Source organism: Hominisplanchenecus murintestinalis, from assembly GCF_943193015.1.
GTDB classification, from domain to species: domain Bacteria; phylum Bacillota; class Clostridia; order Lachnospirales; family Lachnospiraceae; genus Hominisplanchenecus_A; species Hominisplanchenecus_A murintestinalis.
In genome coordinates this window covers 45,384-69,146 of record NZ_CALPCM010000014.1, presented here as the reverse complement: position 1 = coordinate 69,146, position 23,763 = coordinate 45,384, and the positions used below count along the sequence as shown (strand labels likewise).

Sequence of the window (23,763 nt, the reverse complement as noted above, 5' to 3'; positions counted from 1 at the left end):
GGTAAGCATAGAGACTGTCGGCTCCGTGACTATCTGGGGTAAAAGACAGACTCCCCGACAAACCGCAATTTACAAACTAAACTGCCGCAAGTTCTCCCGAAAATACTCTGCCCACTATTTTCGCGAAAAAGAACTGCCGCGTCTGCAGCAGTTCTTTCTATAATAATATATCCATTCTATTTTAAATAACTTTGCTCAGGAAATTCTGAAGCCTCTCTGTCTGTGGATTCGTAAACAGCTCTTCGGGAGCGTTTTCTTCCACGATTTTCCCTTCCGCCATGAAAATAACCCTGTCAGCTACTTCTCTGGCAAACCCCATCTCATGAGTAACGACCACCATAGTCATATGCTCTCTGGCAAGGTCTTTCATAACGTTTAGCACCTCTCCCACCATCTCTGGATCCAGCGCAGAAGTCGGCTCGTCAAAAAGCATCACCTCCGGCTTCATACAAAGCGCGCGTACAATTGCGATACGTTGTTTCTGGCCTCCGGATAACTGGCTCGGATATGCTTCTGCCCTGTCGGCAAGCCCTACCCGTTCCAAAAGCGCCATCGCTTCTTTCTCTGCCTGTTCTTTACTCTTTCCCTGAAGTTTCATGGGTGCGAGAGTCATATTCTTCAAAATCGTCATATGCGGAAACAGATTAAAATGCTGGAACACCATCCCCATCTTCTGGCGATGCTTATCGATGTCCGTCTTTTTATCCATCAAATCTACGCCGTTAAAGATGATATGCCCTCCCGTCGGATCTTCCAGACGGTTTAAACAGCGCAGGAATGTGCTTTTTCCGGAGCCGGACGGCCCGATGACACAGACCACCTCGCCGGACTTTATGTCGGCCGTTACTCCATTGAGCGCATGGACTTCACCGCCAAAGGTCTTTACCAAATCCTGTACCCGAATCAAAGCCCCATTATCGTTCACTGTTTCTCAGCCTCCTCTCCAGCACTTCCAAAAGCTTGGAAAATACCATAACCATGACAAGATAAATAAGCGCTACGGCAATCAGCGGCATAAACGCGTCATATGTACGGCTTCGGATAATATCCCCGCCCTTTGTCAAATCCTGCAGCGCAATATAACCGGACACTGAAGTTTCTTTCAAGAGAACAATAAACTCATTTCCTAAAGCCGGAAGCACGTTTTTCAGAGCCTGGGGCAATACAATATGCCACATTGTCTGGATATAATTGAAGCCCAGGCTTCTGCCCGCCTCAAACTGCCCATTGTCAATAGACATAATACCGCTTCGAATGATTTCTGCCACATAAGCGCCGGAATTAATACCAAACGCCAAGATTGCCGCCACCACTTTACTGATATCCATGCTGGCAAAAATCACGTAATAGATAATCATAAGCTGGACAACAATCGGGGTGCCCCGGAATACCGTCAGATACACATTGCATATCCAGTTTAAAACCTTAAGCTTCCCGGTTTTATCATAAGTAGCCCTTACAACAGCCACCAGAAACCCTAAAACAATGCCGATAATTACGGCTGCAAAAGTAATCTGCAGGGTAACGCCCAGTCCCTCAACAATATATTTCCACCTGTCATCTTTAATAAAGTTTAAATAAAACTTATCTGTCATGGCCTGCTTTTCCCTTCAATTACTCTGCGCTGATATAGCTGTCAATAATCTCCTGCAGCTTGCCGGAATCTTTCAGGTTCTTAATCGATGCGTTAATCTTCTCCAGCAGTTCTGTATTTCCTTTATCTAATGCAATTGCATATTCTTCTTTTTCATATGCATCATCAATCGTAACCAGGCCTTCATTTTCAGCAACAAATACTTTCGCAGGCTCATTGTCAATAATAACTGCGTCAATCTTGTCCTGAACAAGCGCCATAACAGCCTCTGCGCCCTTATTGTAACGCTCTACTGTACCGTCCTCAATCTCGTCTGCCAGGATATCGCCTGTAGTTCCCAGCTGTACGCCTACAGTTTTTCCCGCCAAATCATCAGCAGATTTTACTTCGCTGCCCTCTTTCACAATGATAACCTGCTTTGCCTCTGCATATGTATCAGAAAAATCAACGCTTGCCAGACGATCCTCTGTCACCGTCATGCCTGCTGCGCCGAAATCTGCCTTTCCTGACTGTACAGCTGCGATAATGGAATCAAATGCCATGTCCTCAATTTTCAGTTCCATACCCATATCCTCTGCAATCGCCCTTGCGATATCAGCGTCAATGCCGACAACCTCGCCGCCTTCATAATACTCGTACGGCGGAAACTCTGCATTTGTAGCCATTACCAGTACGCCGCCTTCAGCAGCTTCTGTCTCTTCTGCCGCGTCTGTAGCTGCTTCTGTAGTTCCGTCTGTAGCTGCCTCCGTAGCTGCGTCTGTTGATGCTGTCTCCTTTGTTCCGCAGGCACTTAAAGAAAATACCATCGTACCCACGAGCATTGCTGCGATTAATTTTTTCATAATTTTTCCTCCTTATATGTCAACATGATGAACATGCCCAGTCGCTCATTTAAGAACGTAGCTGAACATGTCTCAAATTTAACATCTATTGAAAGGATTGTCAACTGCCCATTGCATAAAACATCATTTTATTACATAAAAAACCGTTTGTACTTCTACATATGAACATAGACCGTATTCTCGGAAGCTTTCATCCCGAATACCGCAGCGCCTCGATTGGCGGTTTTCCTGCCGCTTTACCGGCCGGGTAGATACCAAATACTACCCCTATCAACACAGAGAATCCCACGGCCACCCATACCACTCCCATGGAAATGTGGAAACTCATCTCCTCCATTGCCATCCCTGCAAGGTACAGGATACCCACAGACAATACAATTCCTGCTAGGCATCCCATCAGGCTTACCATAAGAGCTTCTATTAAAAACTGCATCATAATACTTGCCCGTCCCGCGCCTATAGCTTTACGAATGCCGATTTCTTTCGTTCTCTCTGTTACGGACACCAACATAATATTCATGATTCCGATACCTCCCACCAACAGGGATATCCCCGCAATGCCCCCAAGCATCAGCGCCAGCGTATTGGTAACGCTGCCCATAGTTTCCATCAGCGCTGACTGATTAATAATCGTAAACGCATCCTCATCGTTCCCAAATCGCTCCAGCATCCATGTTTTCAGCGTGCTCTCTGCCGCATCCATACTATCCTCATCCGCAGAAGAAGCATAGAAAGACGTAATATGAAAAATATTGTCTGCCATGCGGATAATCGTAGTATAAGGAATATATGCCTCTAATGTCCCGCTTGTCAGTGAAGATACTGCCGACTCCTCTTCCGCCAGCACGCCGACAATCCGAAATCCCCTTCCGTCAAGTGATATTTCTTCTCCGATTACATTTGTTGTCCCAAATATTTCCTCTGCTGCCGTCTGATTGAGAACTGCCACATAGGTGTTGTTATCCATATCACTTTTTTTCAGGAAACGTCCCGCCGCCAGGGTAAGCCCCTGAATATTATAGTAAGCTCCCGTAGTGCCGTACACGGTGATGTCATCGCTGGTATACCCGCTCTTTGCCGTCGCCCCGGTTTGAGCGATGGGCGCAGTCTCCCCGATTTCCTCTTTCTCCGCAATTTCTGACAGTTCAGACAGCTTCAGTGGGTTTTCTTTATCATCTGTAATCCGTACTGTCAACAGATTCGTGCCAATGCTATTAATCTGTTCCGTTACCGAATCTGTAGCGCCGCTTACAATAGATACCAGAACTACCAGTGAAACTACCCCTATGATAATTCCAAGCATAGTCAGGAAAGAACGCATTTTATTAGAAAGAATAGCGCTCCATGCCATTTTCAGAGATTGAAAAATCATCCGTCCACCTCCTCTACACGTCCGTCAAAAATCCGTATCCTTCGGCATGCCTGCTGCGCGACCTTTTCATCATGAGTAATTAATACCAGTGTATTCCCCCGCTCGTGCAGCTCATGAAACAGCTCCATAATCTCATTCCCGGTTCTGGAATCCAGGTTTCCGGTAGGCTCATCTGCCAAAAAGAGCGACGGCTCCGTGACCAGCGCCCGGGCAATCGCCACTCGCTGCTGCTGGCCGCCGAATAGCTCTGTCGGCCTATGATGCCCGCGCTTTGACAGCCCGACCCTCTCCAGGGCTTCCCGTACACGCTGCCTGCGCTGCGCCGTCCGTACTCCCTGGTAAATTAGGGGAAGCTCGACGTTTTCCTCCGCCGTCATCCGCTGAATCAGATTGAAATTCTGGAAAATAAACCCGATTTTTCTGTTACGTACTCTTGTCAGCTCTCTTTCCGAATACTGCTCAATCGGAAGTCCGTCCAGCAAATACTCACCGCTGTCTGCCACATCCAGACAGCCGATAATATTCATCATGGTAGACTTTCCGCTTCCCGACGGACCGATAATACTGACAAATTCTCCAGGGGAAATATGCATGCTGGCATGATCCAGCGCATGCACCTCTTCCCCTCCGATATGATATATTTTCGAAACATCATGAAATCGAATCATCGTCACTCACCCCTCTGTCCGCCCGGACCGCCAAAGCCGCCGCTCGGAGGCTGCCCGCCGCTCTTATCCGGCCTTTCACCTCCCATGTTTTGCATTCCTCCGCCTGGCATTCCGTTCATCATCATTCCGCCAAACCCTTCTTCACCTTCATTCTCGCTTGCCACCCTGTGGTAGTATACCGTCTGTCCTGATTCCAGGCCGCTGACGATTTCCACATTCGTTCCGTCTGAAATTCCCGTCTCTACTTCTACTTCCCCTGAAAGCATCCCATCCTCTCCGGTTTCCGTATAGACAAATGTTCGGTTTCCCCTCTCCTGTAAGGCGTCGGCTGAGAGTGTCAATACATTTTCTTTACGTTCAATAGTAATCACTGCCGATGCATTCATCCCTGCCAGCATAGATTCCTCCTTTGGGATTGTGACCTCTGCCGTATATTTCGTAACGCCGCCGCTATTACTGGCTGTTCGGCTGATTTTGGTGATTTCCCCCTCAAACTCCTGCCCTTCCAGCGCATCCAGCGTAACAGCCGCTTTCTGTCCCTCCTGAATGGAAAGGATATCCAGCTCATCAATATTTACCGAAAGCAATACATTTTCATTTTTTGAAATCGTAAATACCGTGACCATAGAAGAGTCCGCCGTCTCTTCTGCGTTTCCGTTTGACGACGCCTGGCTCGCTGTACTTACAGCGCTCGCTGACGCCCCTGCCAGGCTTCCTCCGGATACGCCTGCCTGCGTTCTTATGGCACCCTGGCTTCCGTTTTGACTTTGCTGGCTATTCTGTCCCTGCCCGCTATTTGGATTCTGCTGGCTATTCGGATTCTGGCTGTCATTCTGTCCCTGCCCACCATTCTGATTTTGCTGGCTATTCGGATTCTGGCTGTCATTCTGTCCCTGCCCGCCATTCTGATTCTGCTGGCTATTCTGTTTCTGACCGCTATTCTGGTTCTGCTGATTCCCCTCGCCTCCGTCCGTGCCTTGCTGTCCGTTCTGGCTTCCGCCCTGGTTCTCCTGGTTATCCGGATTCTGTATATCGCCCGGATTCTCCTGGCTTCCCTGCGTCTCACTCTCTTCCTCTTTTTCTGTTTCAGGAAATGCCAGACTCAATTTCAATGTATTGCCTTCGCACTGTTCCCCGATTTCCCAGACAGTTGTCTGCGCGCCCGGAAAAGAAACCTCTGCCCCGTCAACAGCCATAAACTGATACCCTGCTTTTGCTATAAGCTCTATTTCTGCTGTGTAAGCAGTCTGTGCTGCAAAGATTCCATCTGCAGGCGTCCACCGGATGCTGCCGGTATATTGCCCTGTTTCTTCTATCTCTGATACCGGAATTTCCCCCTTTACAGGCGCTGCGATACCCAGTTCCTGAAACACTGCCATCAAGTCTGTAACCGCTGTCACGCCAGCCTCTTCGGTACTCTTCTCAGTTTCAGAAGTATTTGCAAATGTAAAGCCCTCTTTTTGTGGGGTACTCTGAACAGATTCCGCTGTTAGGACAAATCCTGCTTTTTCCTGTACTGATGCCATGCCGTTTCCAATAGATGCTCCTGTACTGTATCCATCTGTACTGTTTCCTTCTGTTTCTTCCGCCGTCACATAAACACTCTCCACCGTGCCATCATATTCCGCCTGTATTGTGCCTTGAGCAGAAAGCTGCGCTAACGCCTTTAAAGTTTCCGTCAGCTCACTGCGTTTATCCAAAAGCTGCTGATATTCTGAGGAATCCGGCAAGTCCGTAAGCTTTACCAGCGTATCCCCAGCGCCTACCTCCTCATTTTCCTCCGCTACTATTTCAGAAATAGTCCCGGCTGTCCCTGTAATCTCTATTGGCTGATGGATATACAGCTCTCCGCTGCCTATCTCCTCTCCGCTTTCATCCAATACCGTAACTTTTTCACCGACCGATGTCCCATTATCTGTCAAGGTAATAACGCTGGATTTTTCTGACGCACTTTCCACTGTTCCTTCTTTCTCTGAACCGTCGGAAAGACGCACTGTCACATCATCCCCGGCACCCATGCCAGATACTCCCTCCAGGCTGACTGCCATTTTTCCATCAATAGACAACACCAGAAGAGAACCTTTTTCCTGCATGACAGCAGACGCATTTTTTCCTGTTTCCGCATAAATCTTCTTTACCCGTCCCGCTATGTAAGTTTTGATATATGCAGACTCTTTATCGCCTTTTGTGTCATTGATTTCTTCATCAAGCTCTGCAAGTTCATCCTGGATTTGGGACAATATTTTGGTTACTGACGCCTGGTTTACAATTGCCAGCACCTCTCCGGCCTTCACTGCATCGCCGCTCTCAACCATCACCTCATCCACCGTAATCCCATCGGGAATTTTTACTGCATTTGCCGTATCATTTTTAAGTGTCCCTGTCCCCACTACTGTCGTAGATAGATTCCCTGTTTGCACTTTCGTGCTCATAGCTTCCACTGGAACCATTGCCCTTACCTTCCCGGTTCTGGAAATGAAATACCATGTTCCTGTCCCCGTTATGAAAACCGCCGCCAGGATACCTGCTATTATGATAATCTTTTTTTTCTTATTTTTCCGTTTCATTTCCGCCCTCCCGATTCTTTTGTTCCATTCTCATAATCGTGACGGAAACGGCTGTATCACCATCCATCATGACCCGGACGAATGTTCCTTCCTCAACATCTTCCGCAGATGCCTCTTTGGCCTCTCCTCTCTCATCTATTGCCGTAACTTTTCCCATGATGCTGTTTTCCTGCTGCCCGTCTTCTGTGCTACTTACCTGTCCCGGCGGCGCCCCTGCCGGATTCTGCGTCTTTTCTCCGCCCTGGCATCCCGCCATCATCAGCGCTGCTGCCAGACAAAGCACTGCCCCTAGTCTTTTCTTTGCCATACGCAAACATCCTTTCCATTTATTTTCTCTTTGCTTTAGCATAAGCGGAATTTTTGTCTGTTTTATGGGAAAATATTGAAAATCCTGTGGCAGTTTCCTGAAAAAAATTTGGGATTAAAACCGGTAGTTTATCCCAGCGCCACATCCAAAACCATCATCAGTGCAAATCCCAATGCCACCCCAATCGTGCCAATATCTGTATTTTCCCCTGCCTGAGACTCCGGAATCAGTTCTTCCACCACTACATAAATCATTGCTCCCGCCGCAAAAGACAGCAAGTACGGCAGCGCCGGATAAATAATGCCTGTCAACAGGATTGTCGCCACTGCCGCTATCGGCTCCACTACCCCTGATGCCGTTCCGTATAGAAATGCTTTTGTTCCTGACATTCCTCCGGTTTTCAGAGGCATAGAGATAATTGCTCCTTCCGGAAAGTTCTGTATGGCAATCCCAATAGACAATGCAAATGCTCCCGCCGCCGATATCAAGGCGTCCTGCGCCAATAAACCGGAAAATACCACCCCAACTGCCATTCCCTCCGGAATATTATGGAGCGTCACCGCCAGCATCAGCATTGTGCTTTTTTTCAAGCTTGATTTCACACCCTCTGGCTTCTCATTATCCAGATGCAGATGCGGAATCAACATATCAAGAGCCAACAGAAACAAGACTCCCAGCAAAAATCCTGCCGCTGCCGGAACCCACGGTACCACTTCCTGCTCCTCCGCCATCCCGATAGACGGAATAAGCAGCGACCATACGGACGCTGCGATCATAACCCCCGCTGCAAATCCCAGTAGAGATTTCTCAAGCTTTGCCCCCATTCTCTTTTTCAGAAAAAATACCATTCCTGCCCCAAGAGTCGTTCCAAAAAACGGGATGAGCACACCCAAAATCACATTTTTATCCATACTGTCCTCCCTTATCTCTACCCTGCTGCTATCCGGAAATGCCGGATGTCAGCGGCTCTGTTTCTATAATATGTTTATTCCCCAAAAACGGCACACTATCCGTAATATCCGGCTCTGTACATACATATATTTCAAAGAAAGAAACCTTTTTGGAGGTTCTATGCAAAACTGGATTATTTCTATCATGCAGCAATACGGCTACTGGGGAGTCGCCCTTCTTATCGCCATCGAAAATATTTTCCCGCCTATCCCATCAGAAGTTATCCTGACCTTCGGCGGCTTCATGACCACTTATACCAGCCTGAATATCTGGGCGGTAATCCTGGCTGCCACAGCCGGTTCCCTGATCGGCGCTATTGTACTCTATGGCGTAGGATACCTGCTGCCTCCCCGCCGCCTGAAAGGTATTTTGAACGGCCGTATTGGAAAACTGCTTCATCTCTATCCGGATGACGTAGACAAAGCGGTAGAATGGTTCAACCACACTGGAATCAGCACAGTATTTTTCTGCCGCTTTATTCCTATGGTACGCAGCCTGATTTCTATTCCCGCCGGATTCGCACGGATAAGTCTCGCTCCCTTCCTTTTGCTGACCACTCTTGGAAGTTTTCTGTGGAACACCGTACTCGTATGGGTTGGCGTCGCCGCCAGAGAATCCTGGGATATTATTGTAAAATATCTGGCTTCTTATTCCGGTATTGCCAAATTCATTCTGTTCGGGGCTGCCTGCACCGCTGTCATCATATTTATAAAGAAAAGAGCCCTCTCAAAAAACAAAGAACAGATGGAATAAGCCTATGCCTGTTCCATCTGTTCTTGTACATAAAAAATAGTCTGTATATTCATCTGAACCGTATTTTGGGATTTATACGTTTTAGCTCGCCAAACAGCCTTTCTTTCTCTTGTACAGCACACATCATTTCCTTTCTTCTGCTTCTTATTACGATACGGTCAAGAGACGCAGCGCTCGATGCAATCGGATCATGCGTGCTGTACACTTCCAGGATTTCCTCAATAGAAACGCTGTCTTTCCCAAAACCGAAACAAACTGTCAGAACATCCTTTTCCACCCGAACATAATTCCTCATCAAAATAGGAAGAAATACTACCTGAAATATCACGAATCCTACAAGCAGCGCTGCCAGGCTGTCCCGGGAAAAGAACAATTCATATAACATCCCGGCAGTTCCTCCCAGATATATTATCCAAAACCATACAGCAATTTTACCACGTATCTTCATAGCCATCCTCCATCCTTACACTTCCATCCCGCCGGAATCTTTTCCTCAGAGCACTCACAAAAATTCAAAATCCTATTTTGTTCCTCTCGAAACCGGTGTTTACAATTTATTATATCATCTACTTTTATCTTCTTCCACAATTTTTACATAATATTGCGTCGTACATAACAAATCTGCAGGCTGCATAAACAGTAACTTGTAACCACTTCCCCATTTACGCATATGGTAAGATAGAACCATGAATAAAGGAGCATTTTGAATGAGAAAAAAAAGCTTTTTGTATCTTGGTGTATTTGCACTGGTAGGAATTCTGCTGACAGGATGTAAAACCGGCAAGAATTCTTCAGAAGAAATGACAAAAGTAACACTCAACGAAGTAGCGCATTCCATTTTTTATGCGCCACAGTATGTAGCAATCGAAGAGGGATATTTTAAAGATGCAGGGATTGATTTAACTCTTGTTACCGGATTTGGAGCAGATAAAACTATGACCGCTCTTGTCTCCGGCGAAGCTGACATCGGATTTATGGGCTCGGAATCTTCCATTTATGCTTTCAATGAAGGCGCTGAGGACTACGCCGTCAATTTCGCGCAGCTTACCCAGAGAGCAGGCAATTTTCTGGTCGCCCGGAAGGAAATGCCTGATTTTACCTGGGAGCAGCTAAAAGGTACTGATGTCTTAGGCGGTCGGAATGGTGGTATGCCGGAAATGGTATTTGAGTATATCTTAAAACAGCAAGGCATTGATCCCGATTCTGATCTTTCCATTGACAAGAGCATAGATTTTGGATCTACTGCCGCCGCCTTTACCGGGGGACAGGGGGATTACACGGTAGAGTTTGAACCGGGAGCTACCACATTGGAACAGGAAGGAGTCGGATACGTAGCGGCTTCCCTTGGCGTGGATTCCGGCTACGTTCCATACACCGCTTATTCTGCCAAAGCAAGCTATTTAGATGAGCATCCTGAGGTTATCCAAAAATTCACAGATGCCCTCCAGCGCGGAATGGACTATGTGAATTCCCATACGCCAGAAGAAATCGCCCAGGTAATCCGGCCGCAGTTTGTAGAAACAGATTTAGATACCATTACAGCAATTGTCCGGCGTTATGCTGAACAGGATACCTGGAACGATACGCTCATATTTGAAAAGGCCAGCTTTGAACTTCTGCAGGATATTCTGGAAAGCGCCGGAGAATTAAAGAAACGCGCTCCCTATGATAAACTTGTCAATACTGACTTTGCCGAAGCTGCTTCTAAAAACAGCAGGTAAATTACCGGTTTCACGTGTGAATCCTCAAAACGCCTCCCCGGCTATGGCTTCCGGTTATATTTTTCCGGAAACTTCAGCTTCTTGAGGCGTTTTCTAAATGCAAACCTTTCCATTTTTTCTATGGCTCTTCTCCCCTAAAAAACGCCGCATTCCTGATTACCGTATATTTTAAAAATAAGCGGTTATACTCCAGGTAAAATCTCAGGAGGTGCCGCTTGTATTCCATTATAAAATATAGTTTTATTCTTTCGTGCTTTCTATTTTGCCTGCTCAAAAACCGCCCTCTTCAGAACCGTCCTCAGATGCGTTTCGTTATTTGCGCGCTTTTTTTTACTGCATGTGCGGATTACTTTCTGATTTTTACAAACTATTTCCTTACCGGTATACTGCTCTTCTGCCTGGTACAGCTCTGCTACCGTTTGTTTTTAGGCGGAAACTGGAATTCCCTTCTAAAAAACTCTCTTTTTGCACTACTCTTTCTTCTCCCACTGGCATATTTTTCCGAAATCATTCTGCTGCCTGCTGCCATTTACATCGGGTTTCTATATGCCAACATCTCACTTGCCAAACACCAGAAAAATTTCAGCCTGCTTACGGCGCTTACGCTTATGTTCCTCTGCGATATTCATGTAGGTTTTGCCAATCTTCCCCAATATTTGAATCTGCTTCCGGCCGCCTGGTCCTCATTCTCGTCAAATATTCTCTGGTTCTTTTACCTGCCGTCCCAATTTATGATTTCACGGCAAACGGCGGGGAATCCCCCGCCGCTCTGATTGTTCTTGCCCTTTATTTATTTCTTAATAACCGCTTTTTTCGGTACTCCGGCTTTCTTCAAAAGCTTCTTGTATTTCTTAAGTTTCTTCGCCGGAACCGTAATCTTAGCCTTCGCCTGAATCTTGGTAAACGCTTTCTTGCCAATAGAAGTAATGCCGGAAGCCTTCTTCATATTGATAGTCTTTAATCTCGTGCACTGTGCAAACGCTTCCTTACCAATCTTCTTCACATTATTTCCGATTGTCACTTTTGTCAGCTTCTTGCAGCCTTTAAAAGCTTTATCGTTAATCTGAACTACCTTGTAAGTTACTCCGCTCTTCGCCTCTTTTGCCGTATTGATTGTGACAGATTTCACTTTCTTTGTCTGTACGCCCACTGCAGCAACTGTCTTAGCAGAAGCATTCAGGACTTTATACTTCACATTTTTGTATGTAAAGTCTTTGACCGGTGTTGGTATCGGATTTGGCCCTGGGCCCGGGTTAGGGTTAGGGTTAGGATTCGGATTCGGAACCGAAGGTTTTTTGTTATCCAAAAATACATTCAATTCTTGCTGCTTCTTTGCAGCTATCTCCGCATAGTTTGCTTTCTCTTGTTTCTTTTTAGCTTCAGCTGCCTTCTGAACCTTATATTCTGCCTGCTCATTTTTCACAACATCATCCTGCTGCTGTGCTTTTGTCTCCAGTTCAGCCTTTTCCTCTGCCGTTCCGGCAGTCCGCGTGCTCATTCGCAGCTTTTCTGCCTGGAGTCTTGCTACTTCTGCTGCCTTTTCTGCCGCAATTGCTTTCTTTGCAGCTAAATCTGCCGCTTTTTCCGCCTGTTGCACGTACAAATTCTGAAGTTCAACTTCTGCCCGAAGCTTAGCCTCTGCATCCGATGCTGTTTCCACCTTAGTCTTTGCCGCTGCGATCTGAGCATCAATACCTTTCAACGCTGATTCTGCCGCTGCGATCTCTCTATCTGCTGCTTTAAAGCTCTCCTCAGCAGCGCTCAGCTTCGGTCCTAACTGTATAGAAATTTCATAGAGAACAGGTTTTATACCCTCCCATTCTATTTTTACAGCATAAACAGCTTCCAAATCTGTCGTATCAAAAGAAGAAAGGCTCTTATCCATCGTTCCCAATGGCTTCCATTCATTCTCTCCGATACGCACAGAGACTTTCGCATGGCTAATCTTATTTCCGCTTTGCAGCACATTAATCTGCCCCACCTCAACGGTATCTGATAAATGATAAATCAAATATCCGCTCTGATTATCCTCGCCCGCCGGACTAAAAGTTGTGGTCAGGTTTCCATCATTCAAACTGTAAATTTCAAACCCTTCCTCCTGTGTGGCGTCTGTCTCAAAGGTAGGATCAATAGCTGTCGGCATATACTCACCGTCATTAATCTCAATCTCATTCAGTTCTACCCAGCGTCCTGCATTTGCTGCCGTACAGTACAGACGCAGATATCTCGCTCTTACGGGTGTGGGCTCCTGTGTTGCCTGATAAGCATAGTTCACGCCTACAGCCCCGGTTCCGGCTGTCCAGCCATTCTGAGTTGGAGTTCTGTCAAAGGAAGAGTCTCTGTCGTCTGCTACGCCATCCCCTATCACAAGAATATCTTCCCACTCAGCCGCATCGCCATTTGTAAGCGATGCCTGAATCTTTGCATCGCGGGGATAATCTTTAGCTCCCGAACTAACCCATACCTTAAGGGATTTTATCGTAATTTCCTGTCCTAAATCATAAAGCACATAAGAGCCTGCACTTGGTGCCGCAGTATATTTTGCTGCCGTAGAGAGGTCTCCATCCAGCCAGTTTCCTGTTGTTTTCAAGCTTCTGGCATCCTGATTCGAATCCGTATTCCCTATATTCGAATCCAAAAAGCTAATCGGGAAAATCTCGTCTGATGTTACCACAAATGTATCCAAACTGAAAGTAACTGCCTGACTGCCTTTATTCATCAATCGAATATAACGAGCTGCACCTTCTTTATCTGCCTCTTTCCATTCCTGCCTGTTTATGGATTTCTCCAATATCAGGGATTCTGTTCCCGCTCCTGCGACATTGATTTCTTTCACGGCACGGATTCTGCTGAGTTTCAGTCCGATATACTCTCCCGGCTGCAAAGTGGCATTCTCCCTGGGGAATACTTTCGAAGATTCATATCCGTATTCCACTCTCCACTTTTCATCCTTTGTATTTGTATAATCCATGATATCGCCTTCTGGCTCTTCTTCCTCTTCTACATAATCATAGGCAGAAAAATCACAGAATTTTACCCATTTGTTCAAAGTCACATTATTTACTAATCTTAAATATCTCGCAGACGCCCCCCTAAGGCTTACCTGATAAGTATCCATACCTGACGTTACGCCCGTATATGCTGGTAAACTCGTCCAGTCTGTTCCATTTACAGAATGCTCCAGATGATACTCTGTCCATTTATCACCATCTCCGGCGCCGACTAGTACCCGTACGCGTCCTACCGGTTTCGCTTCTCCCAAGTCAAGTTGGATATAGTCTCCCGCAAGGGTGGTATCTTTTGTTCCGGTAGACGGGTTATACCATACGTAGCTGCTCTCATCATCATCCGTTATATTCGCTGCGGAAGAACCTCCTGTTACGGTCCATCCGGAAGTACATGAAAAAGCCGCCGTATATTTTTCTGCAGTTATTTGCTGCTGTTCCTTCACATTATATCCCACGTCCTTGATTCCAAGCCAACGGTTTTTACCGCCCAAATCTGTACATTTCCAGCGGAACCCTCTTATCGTCACAGCCTCCGGAAGCTCCATCTTCACTTCAGTTCCACTCTCTGGCTGCAACTCCTCTGTAAATTCTTTCCAGACTTTTCCATCTTCTGTATATTCCATTTTTCCGGCATAGAAATAATCCTCCAGATGCCCATCCACAGTAAGAGCAAGCTGAATATTCTTAACTTCCACCGGCATATTGAAAGCTATTCCGATATAATCCCCTACCTTCTGGTTTGTTTTTATCAAATAGGTAGTTGCCATACTGCCGTCCATAGCATTTGCCGGGCTTCCCTCCACTGAAGATGCCGTAGTGCTCCCTCCTACCTGAAAAATCAATTCCTTTTCAAACGGGATATTCTCAGGATCGACAATTTTCTTCATCTCATCAGAAAGATAACGCAGCGCTGTTTCTGTAAAAGGCTTGATATACTTTCTTCCGCCTAAAGCATATTCGTAATGATTAACATACCAAATGCTGTATGTCTGGGAACGTTCATTCAGAGTCATGGCCTGTGAATACTTATCATATGCAGTAGCATGATCCCCGGCAGAAATCGCCTCCAGGGCATCCAGCAGATTGATATCAGCCTGAAGAGTATCAGAAAAACTGTTCATAAATGGCTCCATCTGTCCTGCTATGCGCCTGTTCGTGCCTCTCTCTAAATACAGCTTTACGGCATCATCAATTTTTTTGAATTCTGCCCGCATCTCCGTGATATCCTCTGAAGTAAGTGTTCCTCCCTTCATCTTTTCCGTAAACTCTAAAATCTGATCCTTAATCTCTACCGACTCTTCAAACTGAACCTGTGACTGCGTCGGTTTCTGGTTAATCATATGCTTAGCCACTTCACGCAACGCGTTAGACTCTTCAGATTCCACCGGCGTCATATGATCAATATACTTAAAACTGTCATCCCATGCCTGATCGCCTTCCTCCGGCTCATCCCAAATTTTCCAACAGTAGTCCGATGCAGTAAAAATCCCCACTTTAGACGGTTCGGAATGCTGCATTGGATTCAGGATAACCCCACGGAATTTGTCCGGGTTTACCTGTGTGTGTAAGATTGTATTATGTCCGCCCATAATCAGGCTATTATGCGTATTATCATTACAAGGCCAGTTCACCCACAGATATGGATAACTTCCTCCTTTGCTCGTCTCTGCCATCCGGGCATAAAAATTATCAGAGAATGGCTCGTTTACCTCTCCCCATACTTTTCCTCCGGTCATTACAATTCGAACTTCATCCGGGCTATTTTCATAGATACTTTTTATTTTTTGAACATCCCCATCATTTGAGTTCGTCATAGAATTCTCATAAGCCATCCAGCCCGGGCAGAAAAGAAGATCCGTTTTTAAATCCGGATATGTATCTTTCATCTCCTTCAGCCAATTCTCTACATCTGTCAGAAGCCGTGACAACGTCGTTGCCGTCCATCTTCCATTTGCACTGGCGTCGTCCTCCAGAATCGCAACCTGCCTTACGCCTGCCTCAATAACCTGCGCAAGTTTGTTTTTAAGCACCTGCAAGTCTGCTGCATAATTCGCTTCTGTGAGCGGACTGTTCTGGAACGGATGCAATGCATATACAAAAAAGCATTTGCTTTCATTCCCCGCTTTTGCCAGCGCCTCAATATCTGTAATGTCACTGCCGTTAGGGTCTTCTTCCGTAGGATACAGCTCCCGCCACTGTGCATTATGATATGGATCATCTTTCGGCGCAAACACATACTGGTTCATCTTTATCTCACCGCCGAATTTCATCAAATCCATACGATCCTCATGTGACCAGGGATTTCCATAGTATCCTTCAATAAATCCTCGGAATTCAATCTCCGCATAATCTTTCAGCGTCAACTCTCTGACACTTTTACCATCCAGCTGCTCAAAAATTCTCTTCAGCGTAGTAACGCCATAATATGCCGCGTCTGTATTTTTTCCAAGAATAACGATATCCTTTCCCTGAATCCACAGGGTATATGCATCATACTTTTCATAAATCGACGCGTCTACATTATGAGAAGCACCATAAGCAGCCGCAGGATCTCCCGCCTGACCGTATACACCTACAATCAGATTCACATTTGCTGCTGCAGATGACGTACTCGCTTCAAGATCCAGTACCTCTAATGTATTTAAAACTCTTGTTTTTGTATATGCGTCAACCGTGTCGCCATATGTCACATTTATCTGATCTGTCAGAGCCACTGTGCCATCTCCATACACAACATTCTGAGGCGTAGGGTAAACTTCATATTCACCCTCTCCCTCCTGCACTCCGGCTGATACAGGCAGACAGAACGCCAGCATAAGCATAAACACACTTAAAACGTGGATTCCCCATCCCTTCTTTTTGTTACACTTCTTCATCTTTTTCCTCCTTTTTGAGAATTCTTGTCACTTCACATATACTACACTGTTTCATAAACAATGCCAGTTATATAAACTATAACAATTTTCCCTCCTTGCGTCAATGCTTTTTATGAAATATGCATATATGCCAAAGCTGCCATAAGATATAAGACCAACCGACAGTATATCTATCGGTGGAAGCGCCGTTATGACGGCTCTGTCGAGTCTTTGCGTGACCGTTCCCGCAGGCCTCATCACCATCCGAACCAGCATACGCCCCAGGAAATCAAACTCATTACCGATATGCGCAGGCGTAATCCTGATGCCGGACTGGTTGTTTTCTGGGTAAAACTCATGCAGGCGGCTATTCCCGTTCTATTCCGGGGTTATACCGCTTCCTTCGTAAGCAGGGGATCATGGCTGTGAAACCCGCCAATCCCAAGTATGCCGCAAAACCTTATGAGCAGATGCAGCATCCCGGCCAGCGCATACAGATTGATGTGAAATTTGTTCCCTCCGTATGCCTTGTAAACGGAGCAAAAGGACAGCGTTTCTATCAGTATACTGCAATTTGGGGCGAATACCGCCGGCAAATTTTTTCTCACGCAAAAATGCAACAATGTCTTGGGTTCTTCTTCTGTTTGAATCATTTGTAACATCACAAATAGAATAATCGGTTTCTTCATCAACGCCAACAATAATAAAGCCGTCTAATTTCAGAATCAAATGAAAACATATCCATTTTTATTTGCCTCAATTTTATCACACCATAGCAGGCTTGCGTGCTTCGATATACAAATCAATATCCTCAATGATATAGTTTGTACCTGTCGTATGCAGGGCTTCATAGCAAGAGTAAACATACTCCCATACACGGTAACGGCTGAAAAGCTCCGCAAGCTGCTTGCCCGTCAGGTGCTTTGCCAACTTGTATTGCTCAGCACAATAAATCATAAATTTTCCTTGACTGCTCATAATCAAGCCTCCTCCGGCAGTTCAAAACTGCCTGTCTTTTTTTCTTCGTCAAACATATTGAACAGGGTAAGAGGACTGAAATGCCACAGCTTCGTATCTTCCTGTTCCAATAGGGCGTAAACCTTTGAATTGTAAAACTCGTTTGAAGCAATCATTTCGTCATACGCATAGTTTTCAGTAATCAGGTGAACGATCTGCTCTACAAGCACGCCCATAACAGCACCAAATTTTTCTTCTCCCATTACAATTCCTCCTGCGGGACTATCCCGATAAATTTTAGATAGGAAAGTGCCTTTTCGCTTGATAAAACCAACTGATTATACAGCTTTTTGATTTTTAATGCCTCCAAAGTCTGTTCCTTTGTAAGTACGCCTGCGGAATAGAGCGTAAATGTGGTATAAACATCATCATTCGCAACGGGGCCGAAAATGAAATCATAGGCTTTTCCCGTATAATTGCCGGAACGATTTTCTGATACAAAGTCCAGCCAAGCCTCATTTGCACTGTCAAACCGCAGGACGGAACATTCACGAAAAGCGCGGGCTTCGTCAATTTCATAAACGCTGACGGCTTTGTCACCTTCTTTACGGCGCTTTGTCACCTTATCCGCAAAGCCTATTGCCTGCGTTTTATTTGTTGTCGTGTAAAATCCAAACCCAAAATCAAGAAACCTATTCTGCTCAATCAATTTCGGTTCGGAAACAAGCACATTGCTACCGTGATATAAAATCATACCGCACCCTCCAATACTTTATCCGCAATCGCTTTTTCCTCCTGCAAGGATTTCACCATTGTCTCAATGTGCCGCCGCTTTTCTACAAGAGCGCGCACATTTTCTATTTCTTTTTTACTGACATATTGCGAAACGACCTTTTTGCCGTCCCTGTATTTCAGATAGTAATAGGTCTTTTCGCCAACTGTCTTTTCCGAGATCGTACCCCTCGGCAAAGAGGACAATTCATTTTGATATTTCAGCAGCATATATTCAATTCTCTGCTTTTCCTGCGTAACCGTATGCAAAATCAAATTCAATTCCATCACCTGCCTATCTCTATTATACACAACAAGGCGAATAATATCAATAGGTTGTTGTTCAAATTCTAAGAAAAGTCAATTTCGGTATGTAAAAAGCGGTACAGGAAATTCCCATACCGCTTATGCTGAAATATTCAATTTACAATGCCATGACCTTTTTCAGATACGAAATACAGTCGGTATGTCCCCTGAAATAAATATGCTCCCGTTCCATACTTTCGAGCCGGAATTGCAATCGGAAAAACTTTGTCAAAACCTCGTCTTTAATTTGTCTCAAAAGATGATCTTCTGGAATCATAGAATCAATATCCAGAATTGCTATCTGAATTTGTCCGTTCTGTTTTCCCATCATAAAAATGACCTCCCTCAATTGATATCATAATCATACCATACTGAAAGCCATTTGGGGGTATTTTGTCAACAGGTCCCTTCTATTGCAGCCTCCCTTTAAACATGTAAATATCCTAATTGTCCGACATCCAGATAAGAGTTTTTACTATGACCATTACAGACCATTACAGACCATTACAAAAAGTTACTTTGACGCTGGTTCTTCTACTGTAACATAAATAAAATAATCCCTAAACTCCCCATAAAATGTAACCACTGCTTTTCCGGGCTTTTTTGCAACAATACTAATTAAGCTGGGATCCGTATAAGTAATGTCGCAGACACTTGTATCACTAATTGAATAAGATTTAAAATAATCCGTCATAGAAGGATGATAATAAAACCTCCTCTGCACAGTTTCATTGGTTTAGTTACTTTTTGCACATGCTTAATTCTTCTCCTCTCTCAATCAGACAATTGTGATAGTAATATTTTATTATATCTTTTTTATATTTTCAATACTATTTTTATTTATTAATTTATTCTTGCGGTAATTTTACCAGAGCAGTCTGATTTTTTTCAATATCAGCCCTGGATAGACATTCCTGCCTCTGTTACGCCTATACTGAAACTTTCATCATGCTCTGGTAAACAAAGCACATACCTACGCTTTTCTGGAAATCAATTCTATCTACCTCACCGCACCGATTAACTCCGTCACAGCCTCCACCTTATATTTCCTCATATATTCTTCTATACCCGCTGCAATCTCCAGCGTCGCCGCAGGCCGAAAGAAGTTCGCCGTTCCGACGGAAACTGCCGTGGCTCCCGCCAGGATAAATTCCAGGGCGTCCTCTGTCGTCGCAATACCTCCCATGCCAATCACCGGCAGTTTCACGGCATTTGCCACCTGATAGACCATGCGCACCGCCACAGGCTTTACTGCCGGGCCGGACAATCCTCCGGTCTTATTCGCCAGGGCAAAGGCACGGCGGTGGATATCTATCTTCATCCCTGTCAAAGTATTTATCAGGGAAACCGCATCCGCACCTCCCGCCTCGACGGCCTTCGCCATTTCCGCAATATCCGTCACATTTGGACTCAGTTTCATAATGACAGGCTGTTTCGCCACCCGCTTCACTGCTTTTGTGATAGCCTCCGCAGATGCCGGATTCTGCCCGAAAGCGATTCCGCCCTCCTTGACATTCGGACAGGAAATGTTGATTTCCAGCAAATCCACGTCCTCACTTCCGAGACGCTCCACTACCTCACAGTAGTCCTCTGTACTCCTGCCGCATACATTCACGATAATCTTTGTGTCATACTGCCTGAGAAACGGAATGTCCCGCTCCACAAACACATCGACACCCGGATTCTGAAGCCCGATGGCATTCAGCATACCGCCATATACTTCAGCCACCCGTGGCGTAGAATTCCCCGGCCACGGCACATTTGCCACACCCTTTGTTACCACTGCCCCCAGCTTGGACAAATCTACAAATTCACTATACTCTGCGCCGGAGCCAAATGTCCCGGACGCAGTCATCACAGGGTTTTTCAGCTCCACTCCGGCAATATTTACTCTCGTATCAATCATAACTCCACCTCCGACGCCAAAAATACCGGGCCTTCTTTACATACTCGTTTGTTATGTACATGAGAATGCCCGTCCACCTCTTTCGACTGACAGACACAGGCCAGGCACGCGCCAATTCCACACGCCATGCGCTCCTCCATGGAAATCCAGCACTCAATCCCTTTTTCCTGTGCGTAAGCTTTCAATGCGCGCAGCATCGGTGTAGGACCGCAGGCATAAATAATATCTGCCTGAATGTCATTTTCCCTGACAGCATCCAGAACATTTCCCTTCGTCCCGGCGCTTCCATCCTCTGTAGCGGTAAATACGCTGCCGTTCTTCCCCAGTTCTTCTGTAAGAAACAGCTCATCCCGGTATCCCACTACGATGCTTTTCCCACCTGGCAGCTGCTTTGACAGCTCTACCATCGGAGGAATCCCGATGCCGCCTGCAATAAGCATGGCATGATGTTTCTCTTCCATCCGTGAAAGTGGGAAACCGTTTCCCAACGGCCCCATGATTTCCAGGCTGCCGCCCGTTTCCAGCTTCGAAAATTCTTCTGTACCTTTTCCCGCCACCCGGTACACAATGCGCAGCTGCTTCATCTCCCTGTCAATCTCACAGATACTGATTGGCCTGGGCAGCAGACGGCTTCCATCCCGGCAGTACACGGAAATAAACTGTCCCGGCACTGCATGTCCGGCAATTTCCTCTGTCTGCAGCCACATGCTGTAAATCCCTTTTCCGATTTTTGTCTGTCCTACAATTTTTGCGGTTTCTTTCCATTTACCTGGCATACTTTTCTCTCCTGCTATGTATTTATTCCCGCGGGCAATGAACCCGGCAGCCGCACCTGTGCGGATATTTAGCGAATGCCGCGAGGGTCTAATACCTCACTGCTTACAGCGGGGCTGTTGACTATAACCGCCCGGCAAAACCGGACGGTTACTATAATTATCTGCTCTCCAGCGCCTGAGCAATATCAGCCGCCATATCTTCCACAGCTGCCCGGGAAGCCTCCCCAAAATGCTCCGCCCCGAATTTTGCATATTTTTCCTGTTTATAAGCGGCAATGATTCCTCTGGATGAATTTACGATTGCGCCCAGCCCGTCCTCATTGAAAAAATGTACCAAATCTTTGCCTTTGCCGCCCTGTGCGCCGTATCCCGGTACCAGAATAAAGGATTTTGGCATGATTTTACGGAGAACCTTTCCCATCTCCGGATAAGTAGCGCCTACCACTGCTCCTACATAGCTGTAAGTATCGCCCATGCACTCCTCACCCCATTTTGCCACATGCTCTCCAACCAGCTCATACAGCGGCTTTCCGTCAATAAGCTGATCCTGGAATTCGCCGCTGGAAGGGTTTGATGTCTTTACCAGAATGAAAATTCCCTTCTTCTCCTGCCTGCACACATCAAGAAACGGCTTGATTCCGTCCGTTCCCAGATATGGATTCACCGTAGCGAAATCTTCATCAAAAGCGGCATAAGTCCTGCTTCCTACCTGAACCTTCCCCAGATGCCCCACCGCATAAGCGGCAGATGTAGAACCGATATCTCCCCGCTTCACATCCCCGATAACTACCAGACCTTTTTCTTTACAGTAATCCACTGTTTTCTTATAGGCTTTTAAACCCTCTATGCCAAACTGCTCATACATAGCAATCTGCGGCTTTACTGCCGGAATCAAATCATACGTACAATCTACGATTTCTTTATTATACTGCCATACCGCCTCGGCCGCACCCTCCAGAGTCTCCCCGAATTCAGCGTACGCTTTTTTTTGGATATGCTCTGGAATATAGCTCAGCATTGGGTCAAGCCCCACCACAATGGGAGCATTTGTCTTTTGTATATTGCTGATTAATTTCTGTATCATTTCTTTGTGTCCTCCTCTAAGCTGCGTGCGTATGCTACCTCGCCTCCGCAGATAGTCGCCACAACTTGTCCTTTTACTTTCTTTCCGCCGAAAGGCGTATTTTTGCCTTTTGAAACAAAACACTCCGGCTCAATGATATACTCTGTCTCAGGGTCAATAATCGTTACATCCGCAGGTTTCCCTTCTGCCAGGGAGCCTCGGCCAAGTCCCAGGATTTTGGACGGATTATAGCTCATTCTTTCTGCCATCTGCATAGGGGTCAGGATGCCCGTATCCACCAGCTCCGTCAAAGTCAGCGCCACAGAAGTCTCCAGTCCCACGATTCCAAAAGGCGCTTCCTCTATCGGGCGGCTCTTTTCCTCTGCGCTGTGGGGCGCATGGTCTGTGGAAATCACATCCATGACACCTTCTTCCAACCCTTTCCGCAGGGCTTCCACATCCTTTTTCGTCCGAAGAGGCGGGTTCATCTTGTAATTAGCGTCAGCAGTTTTTATATCGTCTGTAGACAAAGTAAAATGATGAGGGCACACTTCCGCAGAGATAGATACCCCTTCTGCCCTGGCCTGCCGCACCATCTCCACGCTTCCCTCTGTAGAACAATGGCACAGATGCAGATGCACGCCTGTTTCCTTCGCCAGCATGATGTCACGTGCCACGATGATATCCTCCACCGCATTGCTGATGCCCTTTAGCCCCAGCGCTTCCATGTTCTTATCAGCATTTACCACGCCGCCCTGCACCAGATTAATATCCTCACAATGCGCCAGCACCGGGATTCCCAGCCGTTTCGCCTCTTTCATGGCTTCCCGATAGACCCCTGAATCCATTACAGACTTTCCATCCTCTGTGATGGCAGGCGCGCCTGCTTTCACCATACCTTCGATGTCTGCCGGCTCTTTTCCTTCCATCCCTTTCGTCACAGCTCCAGACTGAAGGACATGAATAGGCACCAGCATCTCCGCCTTGCGCATCACGTAGCCAACCCTGTCCCTGTCATCCGTAACAGGCTTTGTATTCGGCATGGCAATGATGGTGGTAAATCCCCCTTTTGCCGCTGCCCGAGCCCCGCTTTCCACGCTCTCCTTATACGTCAGCCCCGGGTCCCGCAGGTGTACATGCATGTCAATCAGCCCCGGCATCACATAGCAGCCTGACGCGTCAATCACACGCTCTGCCTTCTCCTTTATCTCTTTGGCAACCGACTTTATTTTTCCGTCCTCAAGCAAAATATCATATTTCCCATCCGTCTTTGTGTCCGGGTCGATGACCCTCCCGCCTTTAATTAATATGCCCATAATTCACGCCTCCTCCTTGCTTTAAATCTT

At 46.3% G+C, this 23,763-nt stretch carries 24 protein-coding genes; 4 read left to right on the top strand and 20 right to left on the bottom strand.

The features are described from left to right. Nucleotides 1-181 precede the first annotated feature (181 nt). The 8 genes from NFR99_RS07280 to NFR99_RS07245 all read right to left on the bottom strand — a co-directional run bounded on the left by NFR99_RS07280 (nt 182) and on the right by NFR99_RS07245 (nt 8,261). A complete protein-coding gene (locus NFR99_RS07280; protein WP_120487131.1) occupies nt 182-925 on the bottom strand; it encodes an amino acid ABC transporter ATP-binding protein in 744 nt (247 codons plus the stop codon). Continuing rightward, nucleotides 915-1,595, bottom strand: a complete 681-nt coding sequence (locus NFR99_RS07275; RefSeq protein WP_120487129.1) for an amino acid ABC transporter permease — start codon at nt 1,593-1,595, stop codon at nt 915-917. The genes NFR99_RS07280 and NFR99_RS07275 overlap by 11 nt, the downstream gene beginning before the upstream one ends. 19 nt (nt 1,596-1,614) lie before the next feature. Further along, a complete protein-coding gene (locus NFR99_RS07270; protein ID WP_120487127.1) occupies nt 1,615-2,436 on the bottom strand; it encodes a basic amino acid ABC transporter substrate-binding protein in 822 nt (273 codons plus the stop codon). A gap of 190 nt (nt 2,437-2,626) precedes the next feature. Then, entirely contained in the window at nt 2,627-3,808 is a 1,182-nt protein-coding gene (locus NFR99_RS07265) for an ABC transporter permease (RefSeq protein WP_135976183.1), read from the bottom strand. Then, a complete protein-coding gene (locus NFR99_RS07260; protein ID WP_251353308.1) occupies nt 3,805-4,476 on the bottom strand; it encodes an ABC transporter ATP-binding protein in 672 nt (223 codons plus the stop codon). The genes NFR99_RS07265 and NFR99_RS07260 overlap by 4 nt, the downstream gene beginning before the upstream one ends. 2 nt (nt 4,477-4,478) lie before the next feature. Continuing rightward, nucleotides 4,479-7,043, bottom strand: coding sequence for an efflux RND transporter periplasmic adaptor subunit (locus tag NFR99_RS07255; RefSeq protein ID WP_251353307.1), 2,565 nt, complete (start codon nt 7,041-7,043; stop codon nt 4,479-4,481). Continuing rightward, the gene (locus tag NFR99_RS07250) at nt 7,027-7,350 is read right to left on the bottom strand and encodes a hypothetical protein (RefSeq protein WP_251353306.1); all 324 of its coding nucleotides are present in this window, start codon (nt 7,348-7,350) and stop codon (nt 7,027-7,029) included. The genes NFR99_RS07255 and NFR99_RS07250 overlap by 17 nt, the downstream gene beginning before the upstream one ends. A 128-nt stretch (nt 7,351-7,478) precedes the next feature. Next, entirely contained in the window at nt 7,479-8,261 is a 783-nt protein-coding gene (locus tag NFR99_RS07245; RefSeq protein ID WP_120487010.1) for a ZIP family metal transporter, read from the bottom strand. A 160-nt stretch (nt 8,262-8,421) separates the two neighbouring features. On the opposite strand from NFR99_RS07245, the gene NFR99_RS07240 reads away from it, so the two are divergent. Next, nucleotides 8,422-9,054 carry a DedA family protein gene (locus NFR99_RS07240; RefSeq protein ID WP_251353305.1) on the top strand — a complete coding sequence of 211 codons (633 nt, stop codon included), beginning with the start codon at nt 8,422-8,424 and terminating at the stop codon, nt 9,052-9,054. A 49-nt stretch (nt 9,055-9,103) separates the two neighbouring features. Here the strand turns inward: NFR99_RS07240 and NFR99_RS07235 are convergent, their stop codons facing one another. Continuing rightward, nucleotides 9,104-9,502 (bottom strand): PH domain-containing protein, encoded by a 399-nt coding sequence (locus NFR99_RS07235; protein ID WP_251353304.1) that lies wholly within the window; start codon nt 9,500-9,502, stop codon nt 9,104-9,106. Nucleotides 9,503-9,761: 259 nt separating this feature from the next. Here NFR99_RS07235 and NFR99_RS07230 point away from each other — a divergent pair, with 259 nt between their 5' ends. Beyond that, nucleotides 9,762-10,775, top strand: a complete 1,014-nt coding sequence (locus NFR99_RS07230; RefSeq protein WP_251353303.1) for an ABC transporter substrate-binding protein — start codon at nt 9,762-9,764, stop codon at nt 10,773-10,775. A gap of 215 nt (nt 10,776-10,990) precedes the next feature. Then, entirely contained in the window at nt 10,991-11,548 is a 558-nt protein-coding gene (locus NFR99_RS15550) for a lysoplasmalogenase family protein (protein WP_120484188.1), read from the top strand. Nucleotides 11,549-11,565: 17 nt separating this feature from the next. Here the strand turns inward: NFR99_RS15550 and NFR99_RS07225 are convergent, their stop codons facing one another. Next, entirely contained in the window at nt 11,566-16,659 is a 5,094-nt protein-coding gene (locus NFR99_RS07225) for a beta-N-acetylglucosaminidase domain-containing protein (RefSeq protein ID WP_251353302.1), read from the bottom strand. Between the two features lie 78 nt (nt 16,660-16,737). On the opposite strand from NFR99_RS07225, the gene NFR99_RS07220 reads away from it, so the two are divergent. Next, nucleotides 16,738-17,067, top strand: a complete 330-nt coding sequence (locus tag NFR99_RS07220; protein WP_330642164.1) for a helix-turn-helix domain-containing protein — start codon at nt 16,738-16,740, stop codon at nt 17,065-17,067. Here NFR99_RS07220 and NFR99_RS07215 read toward each other — a convergent pair. The 10 genes from NFR99_RS07215 to NFR99_RS07170 all read right to left on the bottom strand — a co-directional run bounded on the left by NFR99_RS07215 (nt 17,056) and on the right by NFR99_RS07170 (nt 23,733). After that, entirely contained in the window at nt 17,056-17,367 is a 312-nt protein-coding gene (locus tag NFR99_RS07215; RefSeq protein WP_251353301.1) for a hypothetical protein, read from the bottom strand. The two genes, NFR99_RS07220 and NFR99_RS07215, sit on opposite strands and share 12 nt — an antisense overlap. Nucleotides 17,368-17,403: 36 nt before the next feature. Further along, a complete protein-coding gene (locus NFR99_RS07210) occupies nt 17,404-17,616 on the bottom strand; it encodes a DUF3791 domain-containing protein (protein WP_251353300.1) in 213 nt (70 codons plus the stop codon). Nucleotides 17,617-17,618: 2 nt separating this feature from the next. Then, on the bottom strand, nt 17,619-17,858 hold the full coding sequence (locus NFR99_RS07205; RefSeq protein WP_135976174.1) for a hypothetical protein: 240 nt from the start codon (nt 17,856-17,858) through the stop codon (nt 17,619-17,621). Beyond that, complete coding sequence (locus NFR99_RS07200) at nt 17,858-18,349, bottom strand: DUF3990 domain-containing protein (RefSeq protein ID WP_251353299.1); 492 nt, start codon at nt 18,347-18,349, stop codon at nt 17,858-17,860. Before NFR99_RS07200 ends, NFR99_RS07205 begins: the two co-directional genes overlap by 1 nt. After that, entirely contained in the window at nt 18,346-18,648 is a 303-nt protein-coding gene (locus tag NFR99_RS07195) for a DUF6788 family protein (protein WP_135976172.1), read from the bottom strand. Before NFR99_RS07195 ends, NFR99_RS07200 begins: the two co-directional genes overlap by 4 nt. A 142-nt stretch (nt 18,649-18,790) precedes the next feature. Continuing rightward, on the bottom strand, nt 18,791-19,003 hold the full coding sequence (locus tag NFR99_RS07190; RefSeq protein ID WP_135976171.1) for a hypothetical protein: 213 nt from the start codon (nt 19,001-19,003) through the stop codon (nt 18,791-18,793). 669 nt (nt 19,004-19,672) lie between these two features. Then, entirely contained in the window at nt 19,673-20,578 is a 906-nt protein-coding gene (locus NFR99_RS07185) for a dihydroorotate dehydrogenase (RefSeq protein ID WP_330642161.1), read from the bottom strand. Next, nucleotides 20,575-21,354: a dihydroorotate dehydrogenase electron transfer subunit gene (locus NFR99_RS07180; protein WP_251353298.1), complete on the bottom strand. Its 780-nt coding sequence runs from the start codon at nt 21,352-21,354 to the stop codon at nt 20,575-20,577. Before NFR99_RS07180 ends, NFR99_RS07185 begins: the two co-directional genes overlap by 4 nt. Nucleotides 21,355-21,511: 157 nt before the next feature. Next, nucleotides 21,512-22,438: an orotidine-5'-phosphate decarboxylase gene (gene pyrF / locus NFR99_RS07175; RefSeq protein WP_251353297.1), complete on the bottom strand. Its 927-nt coding sequence runs from the start codon at nt 22,436-22,438 to the stop codon at nt 21,512-21,514. After that, complete coding sequence (locus NFR99_RS07170) at nt 22,435-23,733, bottom strand: dihydroorotase (RefSeq protein ID WP_251353296.1); 1,299 nt, start codon at nt 23,731-23,733, stop codon at nt 22,435-22,437. The genes pyrF and NFR99_RS07170 overlap by 4 nt, the downstream gene beginning before the upstream one ends. Nucleotides 23,734-23,763: the final 30 nt, after the last annotated feature.